Source organism: Variovorax sp. LjRoot290, assembly GCF_964253985.1.
In the GTDB taxonomy this organism is placed as follows: domain Bacteria; phylum Pseudomonadota; class Gammaproteobacteria; order Burkholderiales; family Burkholderiaceae_C; genus Variovorax.
The window spans coordinates 1,392,410-1,409,440 of the sequence record NZ_CAXURW020000001.1 but is presented as its reverse complement, the minus strand read 5'-3'; the positions used below and the strand labels follow the sequence as shown (position 1 = coordinate 1,409,440).

The window sequence follows — 17,031 nt, the reverse complement described above, 5'->3', positions numbered from 1 at the left end:
AACCTTCACCCCGTACCAAGGTCTATTTCCATGAGCGAGTTTCAGAAGCGGATTTTCGTCGCGGGGCACCGCGGCATGGTGGGCAGCGCCATCGTGCGATGCCTGGTCGAGAAGGGCTATACCAACCTCGTCACCCGAAGTCGTGCCGAACTCGACCTGACGGACCAGGCGCAGGTCCGGGCCTTCTTCGCCGAGGAAAGGCCGCAGGAGGTCTATGTAGCGGCGGCCAAGGTCGGCGGCATCCACGCCAACAACAGCTATCCGGCGGAGTTCATCTATTCGAACCTGATGGTCGAAGCCAACCTGATCCACGAGGCCTGGCGCACCGGCGTGAGCAAGCTGCTCTTTCTCGGCTCGAGCTGCATCTATCCGCGGCTCGCGGCACAGCCGATGGCAGAGGACGCACTCCTGACCGGCAAGCTGGAGCCGACCAACGAGCCCTACGCCGTCGCCAAGATCGCCGGCATCAAGCTCTGCGAAAGCTACAACCGCCAGTACGGCTGCGACTTCCGCAGCGTGATGCCGACCAACCTCTATGGCCCGGGCGACAACTACCATCCCGAGAACAGCCACGTGCTGCCCGCGATGATCCGCCGCTTCCACGAAGCCAAGCTCGCGGATGCGCCCTCGGTCGTGATCTGGGGCACGGGGACTCCGAAGCGGGAGTTTCTCTACGTCGACGACATGGCAAGCGCCTGCGTCCACGTGATGGACCTTCCGCGCGAGATCTACGCGGCCCATACGGAGCCCACGGCCAGCCACATCAATGTCGGCAGCGGCGAAGACCAGTCGATCGCGGAACTCGCGCAGCTGGTGAGCGAGGTGGTGGGCTACCGCGGCACCATCCGCTGCGACACGAGCAAGCCCGATGGCGCGCCGCGCAAGCTGCTCGACATTTCGCGGATTCGTCAACTCGGCTGGAAGCCCAGGATGACGCTGCGCGCCGGCGTGGAGCGCGCTTACGAGGATTTCTGCAGCGAAGAACTCATCCCTTCCTGAGGACCTGAATTCCCTGCGTCGATGCCCAGCATGAATGCCACCTCCATCTCCCTGATTCCGCCCGGCACGGGCGGCGTGCGGGACTATGCGACGGTGCTGGGCAATCCGCTCCACGCGCCGCTGATGGAGCTGACACGCAACACCGACACCGCGTCGCTGAAGGGAGAGTTCCTGCTCCTGCATTTCAGCGGCTACGGTTTCCAGAAGCGCGGCATTCCGCTGTGGCTGGTCAAGAAGATCGACGGCTTGCGCACCCAGTTCAAGGCCTTCGGCATCGTCTTCCATGAACTCTTCGCGACCGGCCCGCCGTGGGGCTCGGCGTTCTGGCTCAGCGGCTGCCAGCAGCGGATCGCGCGCGACCTGCTGCTCCTGTCCGATTTCTGGCTGACGAACCGGGAGGAATCCGCGCGCTGGCTGCTGGAGCGTTCCCAGGCCACGCCGCACCGGGTGCTGCCGGTGTTCTCGAATGTGGGCGAGCCCGCCTCGATCGAGACCGAACGGCAGCGCAAGCTGGTGGTTTTCGGCAGCGCCGGCATCCGCGCCCAGTCCTACGAATGGTCGGACGGCGAACTCTTCCGCTGCGCCAAGCGCAACGGCCTCGAGATCCATGACATCGGTCCGGCGATGCCGGGAGGCCCGCTCTCCCAGCGACTGGTGCAGGAGGGCGTGATCGCGCACGGCAAGCTGTCGGCCGAACAGGTGAGCCTGGCGCTGTCCAGCGCGGACTACGGCGCCCTCGCCTACCCGCCGGACTACGTGTCCAAGAGCAGCATCTTCGCAGCCTACAGTTCACACGCCGTCTGTCCCATTCTGCTGTCGGACGAGTATGGCGTGCACGACGGCCTGACGCCCAATGTGCACTATGCTCGTGGCTTTGACGCGGTCGACCGGTCGGCCGTCGATCCGCGCGTCATCGGACACGAAGCGCACAAGTGGTATGAACCGCATCGCATCGATGCGCATGTCGCTGCGCTTCGGACAATGACCACCGAGGTGCAAAGGTGAGCAACAGCAACGGCATGCAATCCGGAAGGACGCGACCATGAGCGCGATCGCCGCAAGCGTCCCTCGCGCGACGAACCAGGCCGCGTCGCTCAGCCGCGCCGGCCAGCTTTTTCTTGCCGTATTCCTGATCGTCATTTTCGAAGGCGCGGTGCGCAAGTGGGTGTCCTCCGCGTCCACGCTTCCCTTGATCCTTCTGCGCGACCTGCTGGCCCTCGCGCTGGTCGTCTACGCCTTGAGGCACGGCTACCTGAGGCGCCACAAGAAGATCACGGCCGTCATGCTCGCATGGTCCTGCCTGGTGCTCGGCTGGGGACTGCTGCAGCTCGTCGGCGGCGAAAGCTCGCCGGTCGTGTTTGTGATCGGCCTGCGTTTCTGGCTCCTGTACACGTGGTTCGCCGTCGCGGCGGCCGCCGCCATGAACGAAACGGACTACCGGGCTGCGATCCTTGCGGCAGCCCTCGTGATGCTGCTGCTGGCACCGCTGGCCGTGCTGCAGCACTACTCGCCTCCCGGCGCGCGTATCAACACCCAGTTGGACGGCGACGAGGAAAGCGTCTTCGTCGCGGTGGTGGGCGTGGTCCGCACCACCGGGACCTTCAGCTTCACCTCCGGCTATGCCACCTACTTGACGATGGTGGCGCCGCTGGTGTTCGGCATTCTGGGCGCCAGGAAGCGAAACACCAGGCAGTTCCTGTTTGCGATGGCCGTCTTCGTGGCCTTCGTCACCGGCGCGCTGGTGAGCGGCTCCAGAACGGCGGCGATCACCTCGGGCATGATGCTCATGGCCTACCTGCTCGGCAGGCTGCTGTTCTCGAAAGCGCGCAACAAGGTGGGCGCAGCGGTCGCGGTCGTCGTCGTGCTCGCGATGACGGCGCTCTTCGCCTACGTTTTCCGCGATGCCATCGGCGTCACGCAGACACGCTTCGAGCAGGCGGCGCAGGCAGAAGACTTCGGCGAACGGGTTCTTACCGTTCTGTTCGGCGAACCCTGGGTCTACGACCTCATGAGCTGGCTGGGCTACGGCGTGGGCTTCGGATCCAACCTCGCGACCTACGTTCGCACAGGCGCGGCGGATGTCTTCGCGCTCGCGGAAGCCGAAGGCGGCCGCATCCTGATGGAGGGCGGCCTGCTGGGAGTCGCCTACATCGCACTCAAGTACCTGGCGCTGGCCGTCGGCCTGCTGTCGAGCCTGCGGGCCTCGATCAAGACGAATTCCCCCTATGCGGTGCTGGTATGGCTCACCACCGCGCTCGCCGTGGTCAGCTGGCCTGCGCTCGGCCAACTGACGGCCAATGCCCTGCTCGGCATCATGCTGGCCTACGCCCTCCTGGTTCTCCGCTATCCGAGGCTCGAAATCTTCCCAAGCCGCGCCTCGCGATCGTGAGACTGCTTCATCTCATTCCATCCGTCGATCCCCGGGGCGGAGGCCCCATCGAGGGAGTCCGGCGGATCCATGATGCGCTGGCGGGCATGGGGCACGAAGGCGACCTCGTGAGCCTGGACAGCCCCGACGCCGGCTTCGTTGCCGACTATCCGGGCAAGGTGATCGCGACCGGCCCCTCGATCTCGAGCTATGGCTACAACGAGCGCCTGGTGCCGTGGCTCAAGGCGCACGCCGGCGACTATGACGCCGTCATCGTCAACGGGCTCTGGCAGTACGTCGGCTTCGCCGCGTGGCGCGCCCTGCACGGCTCGTCCACGCCCTATTTCGTCTACAGCCACGGCATGCTCGATCCGTGGTTCAAGCACCGCTACCCGCTCAAGCACCTCAAGAAGTGGCTCTACTGGCCCTGGGGCGAATACCGCGTGCTGCGCGATGCGTCCGCCGTGCTCTTCACCTGCGAGGAAGAACGCCTGCTCGCACGGCAGTCGTTCTGGCTCTATCGCTGCCGAGAGGTGGTCGGCTCCTATGGCACCACCGTGCCGCCGCAGGACGCCAAGGCCTTGTCCGAGGCATTTCTTTCGTCCTTTCCCGAGCTGAGGCAGAAGCGCCTGCTGCTGTTCCTGGGCCGCATCCACGAGAAGAAAGGCTGCGACCTGCTGATCGACGCCTTTGCGCGCACGGCGGCCGATGCACCGGATGTCCATCTGGTGATGGCGGGCCCCGGCGACGAAGGCTTGACCCGTCAATTGCAAAGCCGGGCGGCCAGCCTCGGCATCGCCTCGCGCGTCAGCTGGACCGGCATGCTGTCGGGCGACTTGAAATGGGGCGCGTTCCATGCGTGCGAAGTGTTCTGCCTGCCCTCGCACCAAGAGAACTTCGGCATCGCGGTGGCGGAGGCGCTGGCCTGCAGCCGGCCGGTGCTGATCAGCGACAAGGTCAACATCTGGCGCGAGATCGCGGCCGACCACGCGGGCTTCGTCGAGTCCGACACGCTGGATGGCACGATCGCGTTGCTGCGACGCTGGCTGGACTCGACACCCGCCGAACTCGCGGCGATGCGCGTCGCCGCGCTGCGCTGCTTCGACAGCCGGTTCCAGATGGAGCAGGTGGCGCAAATGCTGGTGCGCACCATTCGCGAACACTCGCCGCAACCCGCCTGATCCATGAAGCTGCTCGTCTACGGAATCAATTTCGCGCCGGAACTGACCGGCATCGGCAAATACACTGGAGAAATGGTCGCGTGGCTGGCCGCGCGAGGACACGAGGTGCGCGTGGTGACCGCGCCGCCCTACTACCCCGACTGGGCGGTTTGGCCGGGCTACCGCGCCTCGCGCTACACGCAAGAGACCTGGCGCGGCGCCACGGTGCTGCGCACGCCGCTGTGGGTGCCGCGCAAGGTCAGCGGCGCGAAGCGTCTTCTGCACCTGGCGAGCTTCGCGCTCGCCAGCGTGCCGGCCCTGTTCGCGCAATGGCGCTGGAAGCCCGACCTCGTGTGGGTGACGGAGCCACCGCTCTTCTGCACGCCGGCGGCGCTGGTCTTCGCGCGGCTGCGCTCGGCCAAGACCTGGCTGCACATCCAGGATTACGAAGTCGACGCCGCCTTCGAGCTCGGGCTGCTCAAGGGCGCGCGCCTGCGCGCCTTCGTTGCCGCGGTCGAGCGCGGCCTGATGCGCCGCTTCGACCGCATCTCCACCATTTCACAGCGCATGATCGAGCGCGCGAGCAGCAAGGGCATCGAGGACGCGCGACTGATTTCCCTGCCCAACTGGGCCGACGTCTCGGCCATCCAGCCGTTGCAAGCGGACAGCCCCTACCGCGCCGAACTGGGCATCCCGTCCGATGCCGTGGTCGCCCTCTATTCGGGGAACATGGGTGCCAAGCAGGGGCTGGAACTGCTGGCCGAGATGGCCCTTATGCTGAAGGACCAGCCCAACCTCCACTTTGTGTTCTGCGGCAACGGCGCCGGCCGCGCCGAACTGATGAAGCGCTGCGAGCAGCTCGCCAACGTCCGCTTTCTCGATCTGCAGCCGGTCGATCGGCTCGGCGACCTGCTGGGCCTGGCGGACATCCATCTGCTGCCCCAGCGCGCGGATGCGGCGGACCTGGTGATGCCCTCCAAGCTCACCGGCATGCTGAGCAGCGGCAGGCCCGTGGTGGCCGGCGCACGTGCCGAGACCGAGCTCGGCAAGGTCGCATCCGAATGCGGCGTCGCCGTGCCGCCCGATGATGCAAAAGCTTTTGCTGCAGCAGTGGTCTCGCTGGCTTCGCAGCCCGGGCTTCGGAGCGAACTGGGGCTGCGTGCCCGCGCCTATGCCGAAGCGCGATTCGATCGCGATGCCGTGCTGGAACAGTTCGAACGCGATCTGCAGGCGTGCGTGGCGCGCATGGCGCACCGTCCGGCCACCTGACGCCACCCCCTGCTGCGCCGGGCAGCCGCCCGGCGCCTTCCGTCACTGCTCTTCGGGCAGGATGCTCTCGTAGTTGTAGTTGGTGTAGCGGTAGCGGCCGTACTTGTACGGGGCATAGGCGCGACGGCCCACATCCATCGCGTTGAGCAGCACGCCGGTGGCAGCCTTGCCGCCCATCGCCAGACGGCGCGTGCTTTCCTTGAGTTCGCCCATGGTGGACTGGTCGGCGCGCGCCACAAGCAACACCGTGCCTGCATGCGTCGCGACCGTGGAGGTGTCGGCGGCGACCAGCACCGGCGGCGTGTCGATGACGACCAGGTCGTACTGCTCGGACAGGCGCTCGAGCGCCGTCTTGAACGAGTCCGACACCAGCAGTTCCGACGGGTTAGGAGGCAGTTGGCCCGTGGCCAGGAAGTCCAGGTTGGGAACCACCTGGCGGTGCACGGTCTGCTGCACCGTCAAGCTGCCTGCGATCAGCTCCGAGAGCCCGCCGTGGCGCTGCAAGCCGAAGTACTGGTGCGTGTGGCCGCGCCGCAGGTCGGCGTCGATCAAGAGCGTGCGCTTGCCGGCAGCGGCCATGAGGGCGGCGAAGTTCGCCGTCACGAAGCTCTTGCCGACGCCTGGGGTGGGCCCGGTGATCAGCACGCGGTTGTTCGGCGACTCCAGCATCGCGAACTGCATGGCCGTTCGCAGGCTGCGCAGGCTTTCCACGGCCGGATCGTCCGGACTCTCGATCGCCAGCAAGCGGACGCCGGTGGCGCCGCTCAAGCGTCGCTTCGCGATCGCACTTTGCACAGGACTGAGCGGAATGGTCGAGAAGACCGGCAGGCCGGTATCGGCTTCCACCTCGTGCGGGTCTCGCAGGCGCTGCTCGATGAAGGAGCTGCGCACGAACGCGGCGACGATGCCGAGGAACAAGCCCAGGGCCAGCGCGGCCGCGACGATGACCTTGCGGTTCGGCTTGACCGGAACCTGTGGCACCACCGCCTCGTCGAGCACGCGGACGTTGCCGATCTTGCCTTCCTTCACCAGGCGCAGCTGCAGCGCGTTGTTGAGCAGCTGCTGGTACAGCTCGGTGTTGACCTTGACGTCGCGCTCCATGCGCACCGCCTCCTGCTGGATGGCAGGCAGGCCCTTGATGCGAGCCTGGATCTCGCCCATGTCGGTCTTCAACGCCGCGATCTGGCTGTCGAGCGTCTGCACGGCCGGATGCGCGGAGGTGAAGCGGGCCTCGAGCTCGCGCCGGCGCTGCTGGGCATCCAGCAACTTGGTCTGGCGATCGACCGCCTGGCCCAGGACCAGCGCCGCTTCCTCGCTGAAGGCCACCGTGCCCTTCTGGTTGCGATAGCGGTTGTAGACCTCTTCCGACGCCTCCAGCTGCTTCTTGAACTGCGGCAGCTGGACATCGAGGAAGGCCAGCGTCTTCTGCGCCTCGGCGGCCTTGCGCTCGATGTTCTGCTTGACGTACTGGTCGCCCACGGCATTTAGCACGCGCGTCAGCTTGAAGGGGTCCGTGTCCTGCAGGGCCACGTTGATGATGCCGGAGGTTTTGCCCCGCTCGGTCAGTATCAGGCTGGACTGCAACGCAATGGTGGTCGGCAGCATCGCGTAGCGGTAAAGATTGAACAACGCGCCCGGCTTGCCGGCGAGTTCGGTCACCGTCAACTCGATCGGCCCGCTGCCGGTGTCGGCCTTCAGCGGCGTGCCGACGGTGCCGGTGAGCTGCTGCATGCCGGGATAGTCGAGCGTGTACTGCTTGTCGGCTTTCGCCGTCACCGTGAACAGCCCGCCTTCCATGTGGGTCGGCACGTCGAACTTCGACACCAGGATGCGTTCCGTTCCCGACACATAGCCATCGAGACCCAGGAAACCGGGCTCGGAAAGGCCCGTGGCTCGCCGCGCCAGCCAGCCGCCGACGTAGGGCACATAGCGCGGGCTCGCCGCAATGTAGAGCTTGGTCGCTTCCACCGCCTGGCCGGCGATCATGCGCGAGCGGATGATCTCGATCTCGGCATTGGCCGGCGTCTTCACGTCGATCAGGCCGCCGGCCTCGCTGAGAATGCCCTTGCCGCCGGTGCCCGTGTCCTCGACCTGAACCACCATGTTGGACTCGTAGATCGGCCGCTCCAGGAACGCGTAGGTGGCACCGATCAGGAACACGACGAGGGTGATCGCCGCGATCAGCCACTTGTTCGAGAGCAGCACGTCGATGTAACGCCCGATGTCCAGGTCGTCCTCGTCCGCGCTGCTCATGATCTGCGAGGTGGGGCTTGTTTTGGGAGTGAGAGTGGAATTCATCAACTGGATACTCTTGAAATGCGTTTGACCCACTGCTGCGCACCGCCTTCAATGAGCGCAAGCGACCGTTCGAAAGCGCTGCGACCCGCGCGGTACGGATCGGGCACGTCCTGGTCGCCGAACTCGCAGAGGCGAAACACCTTGCCGGCGGCGAAGAGGTAGCGTTCCTGGACCGTGCGGCGCTGCTCGCGATCCATCACGAGGATCAGATCGGCGCGCTGGCACATGTCGAGATTGAGCTGCCGCGCCCGATGTTTTTCGAGGCTGATGCCGCGCGCGTCCATCAGTTCGCAGGCGATCGGATCCGCGCGCTGGCCGGCCATGGCCTGGAGGCCCGCCGAAGTGATCTGCACGCCGGGCAAGGCCGCGGCCACCAGGCCTTCGGCCATCGGGCTGCGGCAGATGTTTCCGATGCACACGACGAGGACGTTCCGGATGGTCACGGTCTGCCTATCGCCCAGTCGTGCCGCCGCGCGAGCCCAGATCGCGATAAGAAGTCGCGGTCGTGGCCGTCGGAAGGATCAGGCTCAGGACGCGGTTCCACTGCACGAGCGGGACCGGATCGACATAGACCACGTCCTTGGGACGCAGCGCAAAGCCGTCTGCAAGCGCAATCGCCGTCGGCGTGCGCGCATCGAGGTGGAAGATCGCCTGGCCTTCGGTCTCGTTGCGGATCACGTAGATCTGGCGCGGATTCGCAGTCCCCAGGTTGACGCCGCCGACCTCGGTCAGCGCATCGTTCAGGCTGAGCCTGCCGTTGCGCATCATCACGCCGGTCTGGATGCCCACCTCACCCATCACCGTGACCTTGCGCTCGTCGCGGCCGCGCACCATCACCATGTCGCCCGACTTCAGCGGGATGCGGCTCGGGTCGATCCCTGCCTCTGCCAACGCCATCAGGTCGAGGGGAATGGTCCTGCCGTCGCGCGTGAGGTTGATGGCGGAACGGTCACCCGTCGGGGCCAGGCCGCCGGCACGGTTGAGCGCCTCGGCGAGCGTCATCGGGATGTCGGTGAACACCATCAGGCCGGGAAGCCTGACCTCACCTTCGATGTAGGCGCGCTTGCTGCGAAAGGCCTGGACGCGAACGCTGAGCTGGGGATTCTTGAAGACCCGCGACAGCCGCTGCACGAGCGTGTTCTCCAGTTCCTGGACGGTCATGCCGTCGACCTTCAGCGCACCGACGTAGGGGAAGCTCAGCTGCCCGGTGTTCGACACGATGAAGCCGGGCGCCGGCGACACGCTGGCCGGATCGGCCACCGTGGTGGCGGGGATCGCGCTAAACACGATCTCCGGGTGGTCGTAGACCACGATGCCGACCACGTCGCCCGGCCCGATCTTGTAGACCTCGGGGGTGCCGACCAGCGCCTTGACCTCCGGCGGAACCGAATTCCCGACCGCAGCGCGCTGCGCCCGTATCAGCTGGGGCGTGATCGAGGTGATCGCACCGGGCGGCGGCGGATCGATCTCGGAGGTCGAAAAGCCCGACGGCGAGACGGCCTGGGCGGCGTCGTTGCTGGCGGAACGGAACCCCGGTGCCAATGGCGCGCACGCCTGCAGCAGCAGGCCGGCCGAGGCAAACAAAGCGGTGTGTAATAGAAAACGTTTCAAACCCAACTCCGCGTTCGTGACCAGAATGAATACTTTTGCAATCAGTTACGACTGTACATCAGTCAGCGCTGAGGTCAAATTCTTTCTCGGCGTAGATCATTAGGCAGAGAAAAAATGCGCGTGTAGGCAGAGACGCCGAGACAGCGAAAGTTTCCGTATTGGCCGTGGATATTTGATAGTTAGCTATCAATAAGATAGCTAACCGAGCCTCGGAATAGGCCCAATTTCAGGGGTTCTCGGTCTGCGCCGCGCGCTTCCAGGCGGCGGAAGCCTGATCGGCGTCGTCCCGCGCCTCGGCCAGCTGGGCCAGAGCCTGCCAGGCTCGCCGATGCAGGTTCGGGTCCTGTAACGCCAAGCCAGCTTGCGTGAGCAATTGTTGCGCCTTGCCCCAGAGCTGACGCTTCATGCAGGCCATGCCGGCCAGGTACTGCAGATTGGCGTCGCGCGGGTTGTTCCGCTGCGCCGACTCGATGCGCGCCAGCCATTCGGCATCGACCGAGTCCAGACCCGCTTCGAGCGCCCGCACCAGCTTCACGCGCAAGGACTCGCCGAGGCTCTGGGGCTGCGCCACCATGCGCTCCCAGACCGGCAGCAGCCATGCGCGCGCCAGCGTGAGATCGCCACGCAGCGCAACCATGCGCTGGGCCGCGTGGATCGCGACCTCAGGCATCTCGCGCTCCCAGGCCTCGAACTCACCCCAGGCGCGCAGCAGCTGGGCCGGATCGTGCGCGCCCGAGAGCAATTCGGCCGCCAGCCCACGCACGATGCTCTGCGCGGCCGAATCCGAGAAGGCGCGATGCTTGGCCAGCAGCCGCGCGGTCTCGAGTGCCTCCAGCGTACGCCGGTCCTGCCGCGCCGCCTTCAGCCGCAGCCGCAAGGCCAGCGTGCGCCGCTGCGCGCCCTGCGGCAGTTCCGCAAGCCGCGCCAGCGCCGCAGGCGCATCGCGGTCGTCGAGCGCCCAGCGGGCGGCGCGCAGCTGCACGCCTTCGCGCGTTTCGAGACTCGCGAGAACTGCGCGATCGGCGCTCTCGTTGAGCGCCTGCTGCAGATGCGCATCGCGCGCCGCGCGATCCTGCAGCGCCTGCGCGCTCTCGGCCGCGAGCAGGTGCGACAGCACCCGCACCTGCTGGGCCTGCGGCAGCCGCGCGTCGAGCGCGGCCAGCGTTCTTTCCTGCGTGAGCGCCGCCTGCGCCGCCTTGCGCGCGCGCGAGAAGCGGCCGGCCAGCAATTGCGCCAGCGCGTCGAGCAGGGCCGCGTACAGGGCGCGCTCCTTTTGCTGCAGGCGCCACTGGCGCGCCTGCCTGGGCAGCGAGAACAGGGCCGACAGGCCGCGCAGCGCCACATGCAGCAGGCCGAAGGCCGCCAGCAGGAGCAGCAGCACGAGATTCAGGGAGAGGTCGACCCGCCACGGCGGCCAGAAGACGGTGACCGTGCCCTGGTTGTTGCCGGCGAACAGTGCCACTGCGGCCGCGATGCCGAACAGGGCGAGAAACCAGAGTGCCGCGCGCATTTAGGGCCTGCCCTAATCCTAGCGCCCGGCAGCAGCCGTCGCGAGCGCGGTCAGCGTTTCGTCGATGCGCGGCGGCTCGCTGGTTCTGACCTGCGCCTGCAGCTGCTGCACCAGCGTGGCGGCGGCCTGGACGCGGCGCGAGGCCGGATCGAAATAGCGGTTGAGCGAAGCCGACACGGTGGCCAACTCGTTGCGCGCCGTATCGACCTGCCGCGACAGCAGGGCCAGACGCGCATTGAGGAGCTGGAGCTTCAGGTTCTCGCGCAGGAAGAAGGTCTGGTCCGGCGAGAGCAGCACGGCTTCGGGCCGCTCGATGCGCCCCACGCGCAGCAGCGAGCGTGCCTCGCCGCGCACGATCAGCAGGAAGCGCTGCCACCAGGGCGCGTCGGCCGGCACCGGCTCGGCCTGCCACGAATTGAGGCCCGCACCGCGCACGGCGACCGCATTCAGCGGCGGCAGATCGTCGACGCTGCGCATCAGTTCGTCGAGCTTCTGCAGCGCTTCGCCGCTGTCCGCGCTGGCGCTGGTGCGCAGGCGGTCGGCATCGCGCTGCATCGCGCGCTGAAGAGGCGCGAGCCGCGGCTGCGCGGCACGCGCGATGCGCAGGTCGCCGGCCTTGAGCGCCGCCAGCAGCGGCTGCACGTTGCCCGTGACCTGCGCCTGCTGCAGCGCCAGGCGCACGGCCGACTCGATGTCGACCACCAGGTTCTCGTCACGCGAACGCGACAGGCTCTGCATCAGCTCCTCGAGCTGCGAACGCTGCAGTGCGACTTCGGCGACACGGGTTTCGGTCAGGGCGAGCCGCCCGGCCGTGTCGCGCACCACCTCCTGTGCTTGCCGCGCCAGGGTGCGGGCCTCCATGGATTGCGCCAAGGCATCGGCGCTCTGGCGCGCGAGCTGCTCCTGCATGCCGCTGACCTTCTGCCAAAGCGCCACAGCGATCACCAGCGCCACCACCGCGACGACGGCCAGCAAGCCCACCACGACCCTGGAGAGGACGGCCGATGCCGCCGCGGGCGTGACCTGCAGCGTGGCCGGCAGGGGCGCACGCGCTGCGGGTTCCTGCAGGCTTTCGTTCAACACGGAGGCATCGCTCATGCGAAGGATTCTATCGACGCGACCAGCGCCGCCAGGCCGGGGGAAGAGACACGCACCGTGCCGAAACCCGCATTCCGCGCGGCCTCGGCGATGCGGGCATGGGTGGCGATCGCGCGTGCCGAGCGCCAGCTCGTTGCCGGTAGCGCGCGGCACAGGTTGGCGATGGCTTCGGAGCTGCTGAAGAGCCAGATGGCACGGCCGCCGGCACCCTCGGCGGCCACTTGCCGCTCGGCAGCACCCCAGGACGGAACCAGCCGCCTATAGGCCACCACCGTATCGCAGACACCGCCGGCAGCGGCGATCTCGCGCGCCAGCCAGTCGCGCCCCGCCGGCTGTCCCGACGCATCGCCGCCGCGCACGATCAGCACGCGCGCACCCGGACGCACCTGCGGCTGCACGTGCGCCCACAGGGCTTCGGAATCGAACTGTTCGGCATCGGCGGGCGGCGCATCGATCGACGAAGCAGGCACGCCGGCCGCCTGCAGGGCGCCGCAGGTGCCGGGCCCGGTGGCCCAGAAGCGCTGGCGCAGCACGGAGGGGAGCGCGGCGCCGGCGCGAAAAAAGTGCTCGGCAGCCGCGGCGCTCACGAACATCAGCGCGTCGTAGTCGGGCAAGCGTTGGCGTGCCGCCTGCAGTTCCGCCGGATCGTCGAGCGGCTCGATCACGATCAACGGCAGCGAAACGGCATCCAATCCCGCGGCGCGCAATTCGCCCACCCAGCGCGCCGCCTCGCGCGCGGGGCGCGTGACGATCACTGGAGCGGACGGCATCTCATCAGTGAGCGCCGGCGTCGCGCAGCAGCTTCGCGGCACCCACGCCCAGCGCATCGGCCTGCGCGAAGTCTGAGGCTTCGGCCAGCGCGTGAATCTTCACCAAAGGCGCCGCCGCGTCGGGGTCGCCCCAGGCCGCGTCGATGCGCAGGCTGCCGTCGGGCTGCCAGCGTGCATGGGCCGCAAGCGGCATCGAGCAACTCCCGCCCATGGCGCGGCTGACGGCGCGCTCGGCCGTGGTGGCGAGCCAGTCGCTCTGCTTCGACAGCGGCGCCAGCAGCGCGATCAAGTCGGCGCGATCGGAGCGCACCTCGATGCCGAGCGCGCCCTGCCCGGCCGCGGGCAGCATCGCATCGGGCTCGAAGACGGCGCGGATGCGGCCCTCGAGGCCGAGCCGCTTGAGTCCGGCCGCGGCGAGCACGATGGCGTCGTATTGACCTTCGTCGAGCTTGCGCAGGCGCGTGTCAAGATTGCCGCGCAGCGGCTCGATGCGCAGGTCGGGCCGCAGCGCGTGCAGCAACACCACGCGGCGCAGGCTGGAAGTGCCGACGACCGCGCCCTGGGGCAGCGCATCGAGCGAGGCATAACGCGGCGACACCAGCGCATCGCGCGGATCTTCGCGCGGCAGCACGCAGGCCAGCGCGAAGCCCTCGGGCAGATCCATCGGCACGTCCTTGAGGGAGTGCACCGCGATGTCGGCGCGCCCTTCCTCGAGCGCAAGCTCGAGCTCCTTCACGAACAGGCCCTTGCCGCCGACCTTGGCGAGCGAGCGGTCGAGGATCTGGTCGCCGCGGGTGGTCATGCCGAGCAGGCTGACCGTATGGCCTCGGGCCTGGAGCAGGGACTGCACGTGCTCGGCTTGCCAAAGGGCCAGCCGGCTCTCGCGCGTGGCGATCACGATGTTGCTCAAGGCCATTTCCATTGCTGTGGGGGATCGGTGGAATGCTAGCATGTTGCATCGCAACAACGCATGCGCCAATCGGGTCCGACGAGGAGAAATTTCGAATGAAAACAGCCCCCACCACCGCTTCCGCACCCAGGCGCCGCAACAGCGACGAACAGCCGCTGATCGACGACATCCGCCTGCTCGGCCGCATCCTCGGCGACGTGATCCGCGAGCAGGAGGGCGAAGACAGCTACGCGCTGGTCGAGAAGATCCGCACGCTCTCGGTGTCCTTCCGCCGCGATGCCGACCATGCGGCCGACCGGGCGCTCAAGAACCTGCTCAAGGCCCTGAGCGCGGCCGAGACGGTGCGCGTGATCCGCGCCTTCACCTACTTCAGCCACTTGGCGAACCTGGCCGAGGACCGCCACCAGATCCGGCGCCGCACCGAGGCCGAGCGCGCCGGCGAGAACGCCGAGGGCAGCCTCGAGGTCGCGCTGGCACGCATCCGCAAGGCGGGCATCGCGCCGAAGGCCGTGGTCGAGTCGCTCGCCCACAGCTACGTGTCGCCGGTGCTCACCGCCCATCCGACCGAGGTGCAGCGCAAGAGCATCCTCGACGCCGAGCGCGCCATCGCGCAGCTGCTCACGGCACGCGACGAGATCAAGCTGCACCAGCATGCCTTCGCGGGAAAGAAGGACACGCTGACGCCGCGCGAGTACGCCGAGAACGAAAGCCAGATGCGCACGCGCGTCACCCAGCTCTGGCAGACGCGGCTGCTGCGCTTCTCCAAGCTCACCGTGGCCGACGAGATCGAGAACGCGCTGAGCTACTACGAAGCCACCTTTCTGCGCGAGATCCCACGCGTCTATGCCGAGCTCGAAGCGGCGCTGGGCCAGGGCGCCATCGCGCCCTTTCTGCGCATGGGCCAGTGGATCGGCGGCGACCGCGACGGCAATCCCAACGTCACGGCCGAAACCCTCGAGTACGCGCTGCGCCGCCAGGCCGAATTGGCGCTGCGCCACTACCTGACCGAGGTGCACTTCCTCGGCGGCGAGCTGTCGCTGTCGGCCACGCTGGTCGATGTGTCGGTCGAGATGCAGGCGCTGGCCGAGCGCTCGCCCGACAAGAGCGAGCACCGCGTCGACGAGCCCTACCGCCGCGCGCTGACCGGCGTCTATTCGCGGCTGGCGGCCACGCTGCGCGAACTCACCGGCGGCGAGGCCGCGCGCCATGCGGTCGCGCCGCAGAACCCCTACACGCAGGCCGAAGAATTCCTGGCCGACCTGCGCACCATCGAAGACTCGCTCACCGACAAGCACGGCTCCGTGCTGGTCGCGCAGCGCCTGCGCCCGCTGATCCGCGCGGTCGAGGTGTTCGGTTTCCATCTCGCGACGGTCGACCTCAGGCAGAGCTCCGACAAGCACGAGGCCGTGGTGGCCGAACTGCTCGCCACCGCGCGCATCGAGCCCGGCTACGCCGCGCTGGCCGAGGAGGCCAAGCAGACGCTGCTGCTGCGCCTGCTCGACGACGCCCGCCCGCTGCGCGTGCCCGATGCCGAGTACTCGCCGCTGGCGCAAAGCGAGATCGCGATCTTCGCCGCCGCCCGCAAGGCCCGCGCGCGCTACGGCGCGGCCGCCATCCGCCACTACATCATCAGCCACACCGAGACCGTCAGCGACCTGCTGGAGGCGCTGCTGCTGCAGAAGGAAGTGGGCCTGCTGCGCGGCACGCTGGAAGAGAACGCCACCTGCGACCTGATCGTGGTGCCCTTGTTCGAAACCATCGAAGACCTGCGCAACGCGGCGCCGATCGTGCGCGCCTTCTACGCCCTGCCTGGCATCCAGGCGCTGGTGCAGCGCTCGGGCGCCGAGCAGGACGTGATGCTCGGCTACAGCGACAGCAACAAGGACGGCGGCATCTTCACCAGCAACTGGGAGCTTTATCGCGCGGGCACCGCGCTTGTGGCGTTGTTCGACGAGCTCAACAAGAAATCGAAGACCTCCATCCGCCTGCGCATGTTCCACGGCCGCGGCGGCACGGTGGGACGCGGCGGCGGACCGAGCTACCAGGCCATCCTCGCGCAGCCGCCCGGCACGGTGCGCGGCCAGATCCGCCTGACCGAACAGGGCGAGGTGATCGGCTCCAAGTACGCCAACCGCGAGATCGGCCGGCGCAACCTCGAAACCCTGGTCGCCGCCACGCTGGAAGCCACCCTGCTGCCCTCCGCCAAGGCCGCGCCCGCAAGCTTTCTGGCGGCTGCCGGCGAGCTCTCGGCGGCCAGCATGGCGGCGTATCGCGAACTGGTCTACGAGACACCCGGCTTCGGCGACTACTTCTTCAGCGCCACGCCGATCCGCGAGATCTCCGAGCTCAACATCGGCTCGCGCCCCGCTTCGCGCAACCCCAGCCGAAAAATCGAAGACCTGCGCGCCGTGCCCTGGAGCTTCAGCTGGGGCCAGTGCCGGCTCACGCTGCCGGGCTGGTACGGCTTCGGTTCGGCGATCGAGCAGTTCCTCGCGGCCGCGGGCAGCGCCGCGGCGCGCAAGGAGCGGCAGGCGCTCCTGCAGCGCATGGTCGCGCAGTGGCCCTTCTTCAGCACGCTGCTGTCGAACATGGACATGGTGCTCGCCAAGAGCGACCTGGCCCTGGCCTCGCGTTATTCGGAACTGGTGGCCGACCGCAAGCTGCGCCAGAAGGTGTTCTCGATGATCGATGCCGAATGGCACCGCACTTCCGACGCACTGACGCTGATCACCGGCGCGAAGCAGCGGCTCGAAGGCAACGTCGACATGCAGCGTTCGATTCGCCACCGCTTCCCCTACATCGATCCGCTGCACCACCTGCAGGTCGAGCTGATGCGCCGCTGGCGCGCGGGACAGGACGACGAGCGGCTGCAACGTGGCATCCACATGTCGATCAACGGGGTGGCGGCGGGGCTGCGAAATACCGGCTAGACCGGCTAGACCGGTTAGGAGACGGCGAAAACGCGCCATGTGCGCCGCCTCCTACGTGAACATCCGGCGAAGCAGAAATTAGGGGCTTTGAAGGAAGAGTACCCTGTC

General features: G+C 67.6%; 13 protein-coding genes. 6 read left to right on the top strand and 7 right to left on the bottom strand.

Annotated elements, in window-relative coordinates:
* Positions 1–30: 30 nt before the first annotated feature.
* From fcl to ACSQ9A_RS07065, 5 genes are read left to right on the top strand one after another with little or no spacing between them, the layout of a single operon-like run.
* Positions 31–999: a GDP-L-fucose synthase gene (gene fcl / locus ACSQ9A_RS07085; RefSeq protein WP_093106640.1), complete on the top strand. Its 969-nt coding sequence runs from the start codon at positions 31–33 to the stop codon at positions 997–999.
* A gap of 30 nt (positions 1,000–1,029) precedes the next feature.
* Complete coding sequence (locus ACSQ9A_RS07080) at positions 1,030–2,004, top strand: hypothetical protein (protein WP_436292589.1); 975 nt, start codon at positions 1,030–1,032, stop codon at positions 2,002–2,004.
* A 37-nt stretch (positions 2,005–2,041) separates the two neighbouring features.
* Entirely contained in the window at positions 2,042–3,388 is a 1,347-nt protein-coding gene (locus ACSQ9A_RS07075) for a hypothetical protein (protein ID WP_093106646.1), read from the top strand.
* A complete protein-coding gene (locus ACSQ9A_RS07070; RefSeq protein WP_436303146.1) occupies positions 3,385–4,548 on the top strand; it encodes a glycosyltransferase in 1,164 nt (387 codons plus the stop codon). The genes ACSQ9A_RS07075 and ACSQ9A_RS07070 overlap by 4 nt, the downstream gene beginning before the upstream one ends.
* Positions 4,549–4,551: 3 nt before the next feature.
* Complete coding sequence (locus ACSQ9A_RS07065) at positions 4,552–5,796, top strand: glycosyltransferase WbuB (protein ID WP_436303145.1); 1,245 nt, start codon at positions 4,552–4,554, stop codon at positions 5,794–5,796.
* A gap of 42 nt (positions 5,797–5,838) precedes the next feature.
* Here ACSQ9A_RS07065 and ACSQ9A_RS07060 read toward each other — a convergent pair whose 3' ends face one another.
* The 7 genes from ACSQ9A_RS07060 to hemC all read right to left on the bottom strand — a co-directional run bounded on the left by ACSQ9A_RS07060 (position 5,839) and on the right by hemC (position 13,999).
* Positions 5,839–8,094, bottom strand: coding sequence for a polysaccharide biosynthesis tyrosine autokinase (locus tag ACSQ9A_RS07060; protein WP_436303144.1), 2,256 nt, complete (start codon positions 8,092–8,094; stop codon positions 5,839–5,841).
* Positions 8,094–8,537: a low molecular weight protein-tyrosine-phosphatase gene (locus ACSQ9A_RS07055; RefSeq protein ID WP_436303143.1), complete on the bottom strand. Its 444-nt coding sequence runs from the start codon at positions 8,535–8,537 to the stop codon at positions 8,094–8,096. Before ACSQ9A_RS07055 ends, ACSQ9A_RS07060 begins: the two co-directional genes overlap by 1 nt.
* Positions 8,538–8,544: 7 nt before the next feature.
* Positions 8,545–9,678: a polysaccharide biosynthesis/export family protein gene (locus ACSQ9A_RS07050; protein ID WP_244503857.1), complete on the bottom strand. Its 1,134-nt coding sequence runs from the start codon at positions 9,676–9,678 to the stop codon at positions 8,545–8,547.
* Positions 9,679–9,931: 253 nt separating this feature from the next.
* A complete protein-coding gene (locus tag ACSQ9A_RS07045; protein WP_436303142.1) occupies positions 9,932–11,215 on the bottom strand; it encodes a heme biosynthesis protein HemY in 1,284 nt (427 codons plus the stop codon).
* Positions 11,216–11,233: 18 nt separating this feature from the next.
* Positions 11,234–12,313, bottom strand: a complete 1,080-nt coding sequence (locus tag ACSQ9A_RS07040) for a uroporphyrinogen-III C-methyltransferase (RefSeq protein ID WP_436292584.1) — start codon at positions 12,311–12,313, stop codon at positions 11,234–11,236.
* Positions 12,310–13,083, bottom strand: a complete 774-nt coding sequence (locus ACSQ9A_RS07035) for a uroporphyrinogen-III synthase (protein WP_436303141.1) — start codon at positions 13,081–13,083, stop codon at positions 12,310–12,312. Before ACSQ9A_RS07035 ends, ACSQ9A_RS07040 begins: the two co-directional genes overlap by 4 nt.
* A 4-nt stretch (positions 13,084–13,087) precedes the next feature.
* The gene (hemC, locus tag ACSQ9A_RS07030; RefSeq protein ID WP_436303140.1) at positions 13,088–13,999 is read right to left on the bottom strand and encodes a hydroxymethylbilane synthase; all 912 of its coding nucleotides are present in this window, start codon (positions 13,997–13,999) and stop codon (positions 13,088–13,090) included.
* 89 nt (positions 14,000–14,088) lie between these two features.
* Between hemC and ppc the strand changes: the two genes are divergently transcribed.
* Positions 14,089–16,923 (top strand): phosphoenolpyruvate carboxylase, encoded by a 2,835-nt coding sequence (ppc, locus tag ACSQ9A_RS07025; RefSeq protein ID WP_436303139.1) that lies wholly within the window; start codon positions 14,089–14,091, stop codon positions 16,921–16,923.
* Positions 16,924–17,031: the final 108 nt, after the last annotated feature.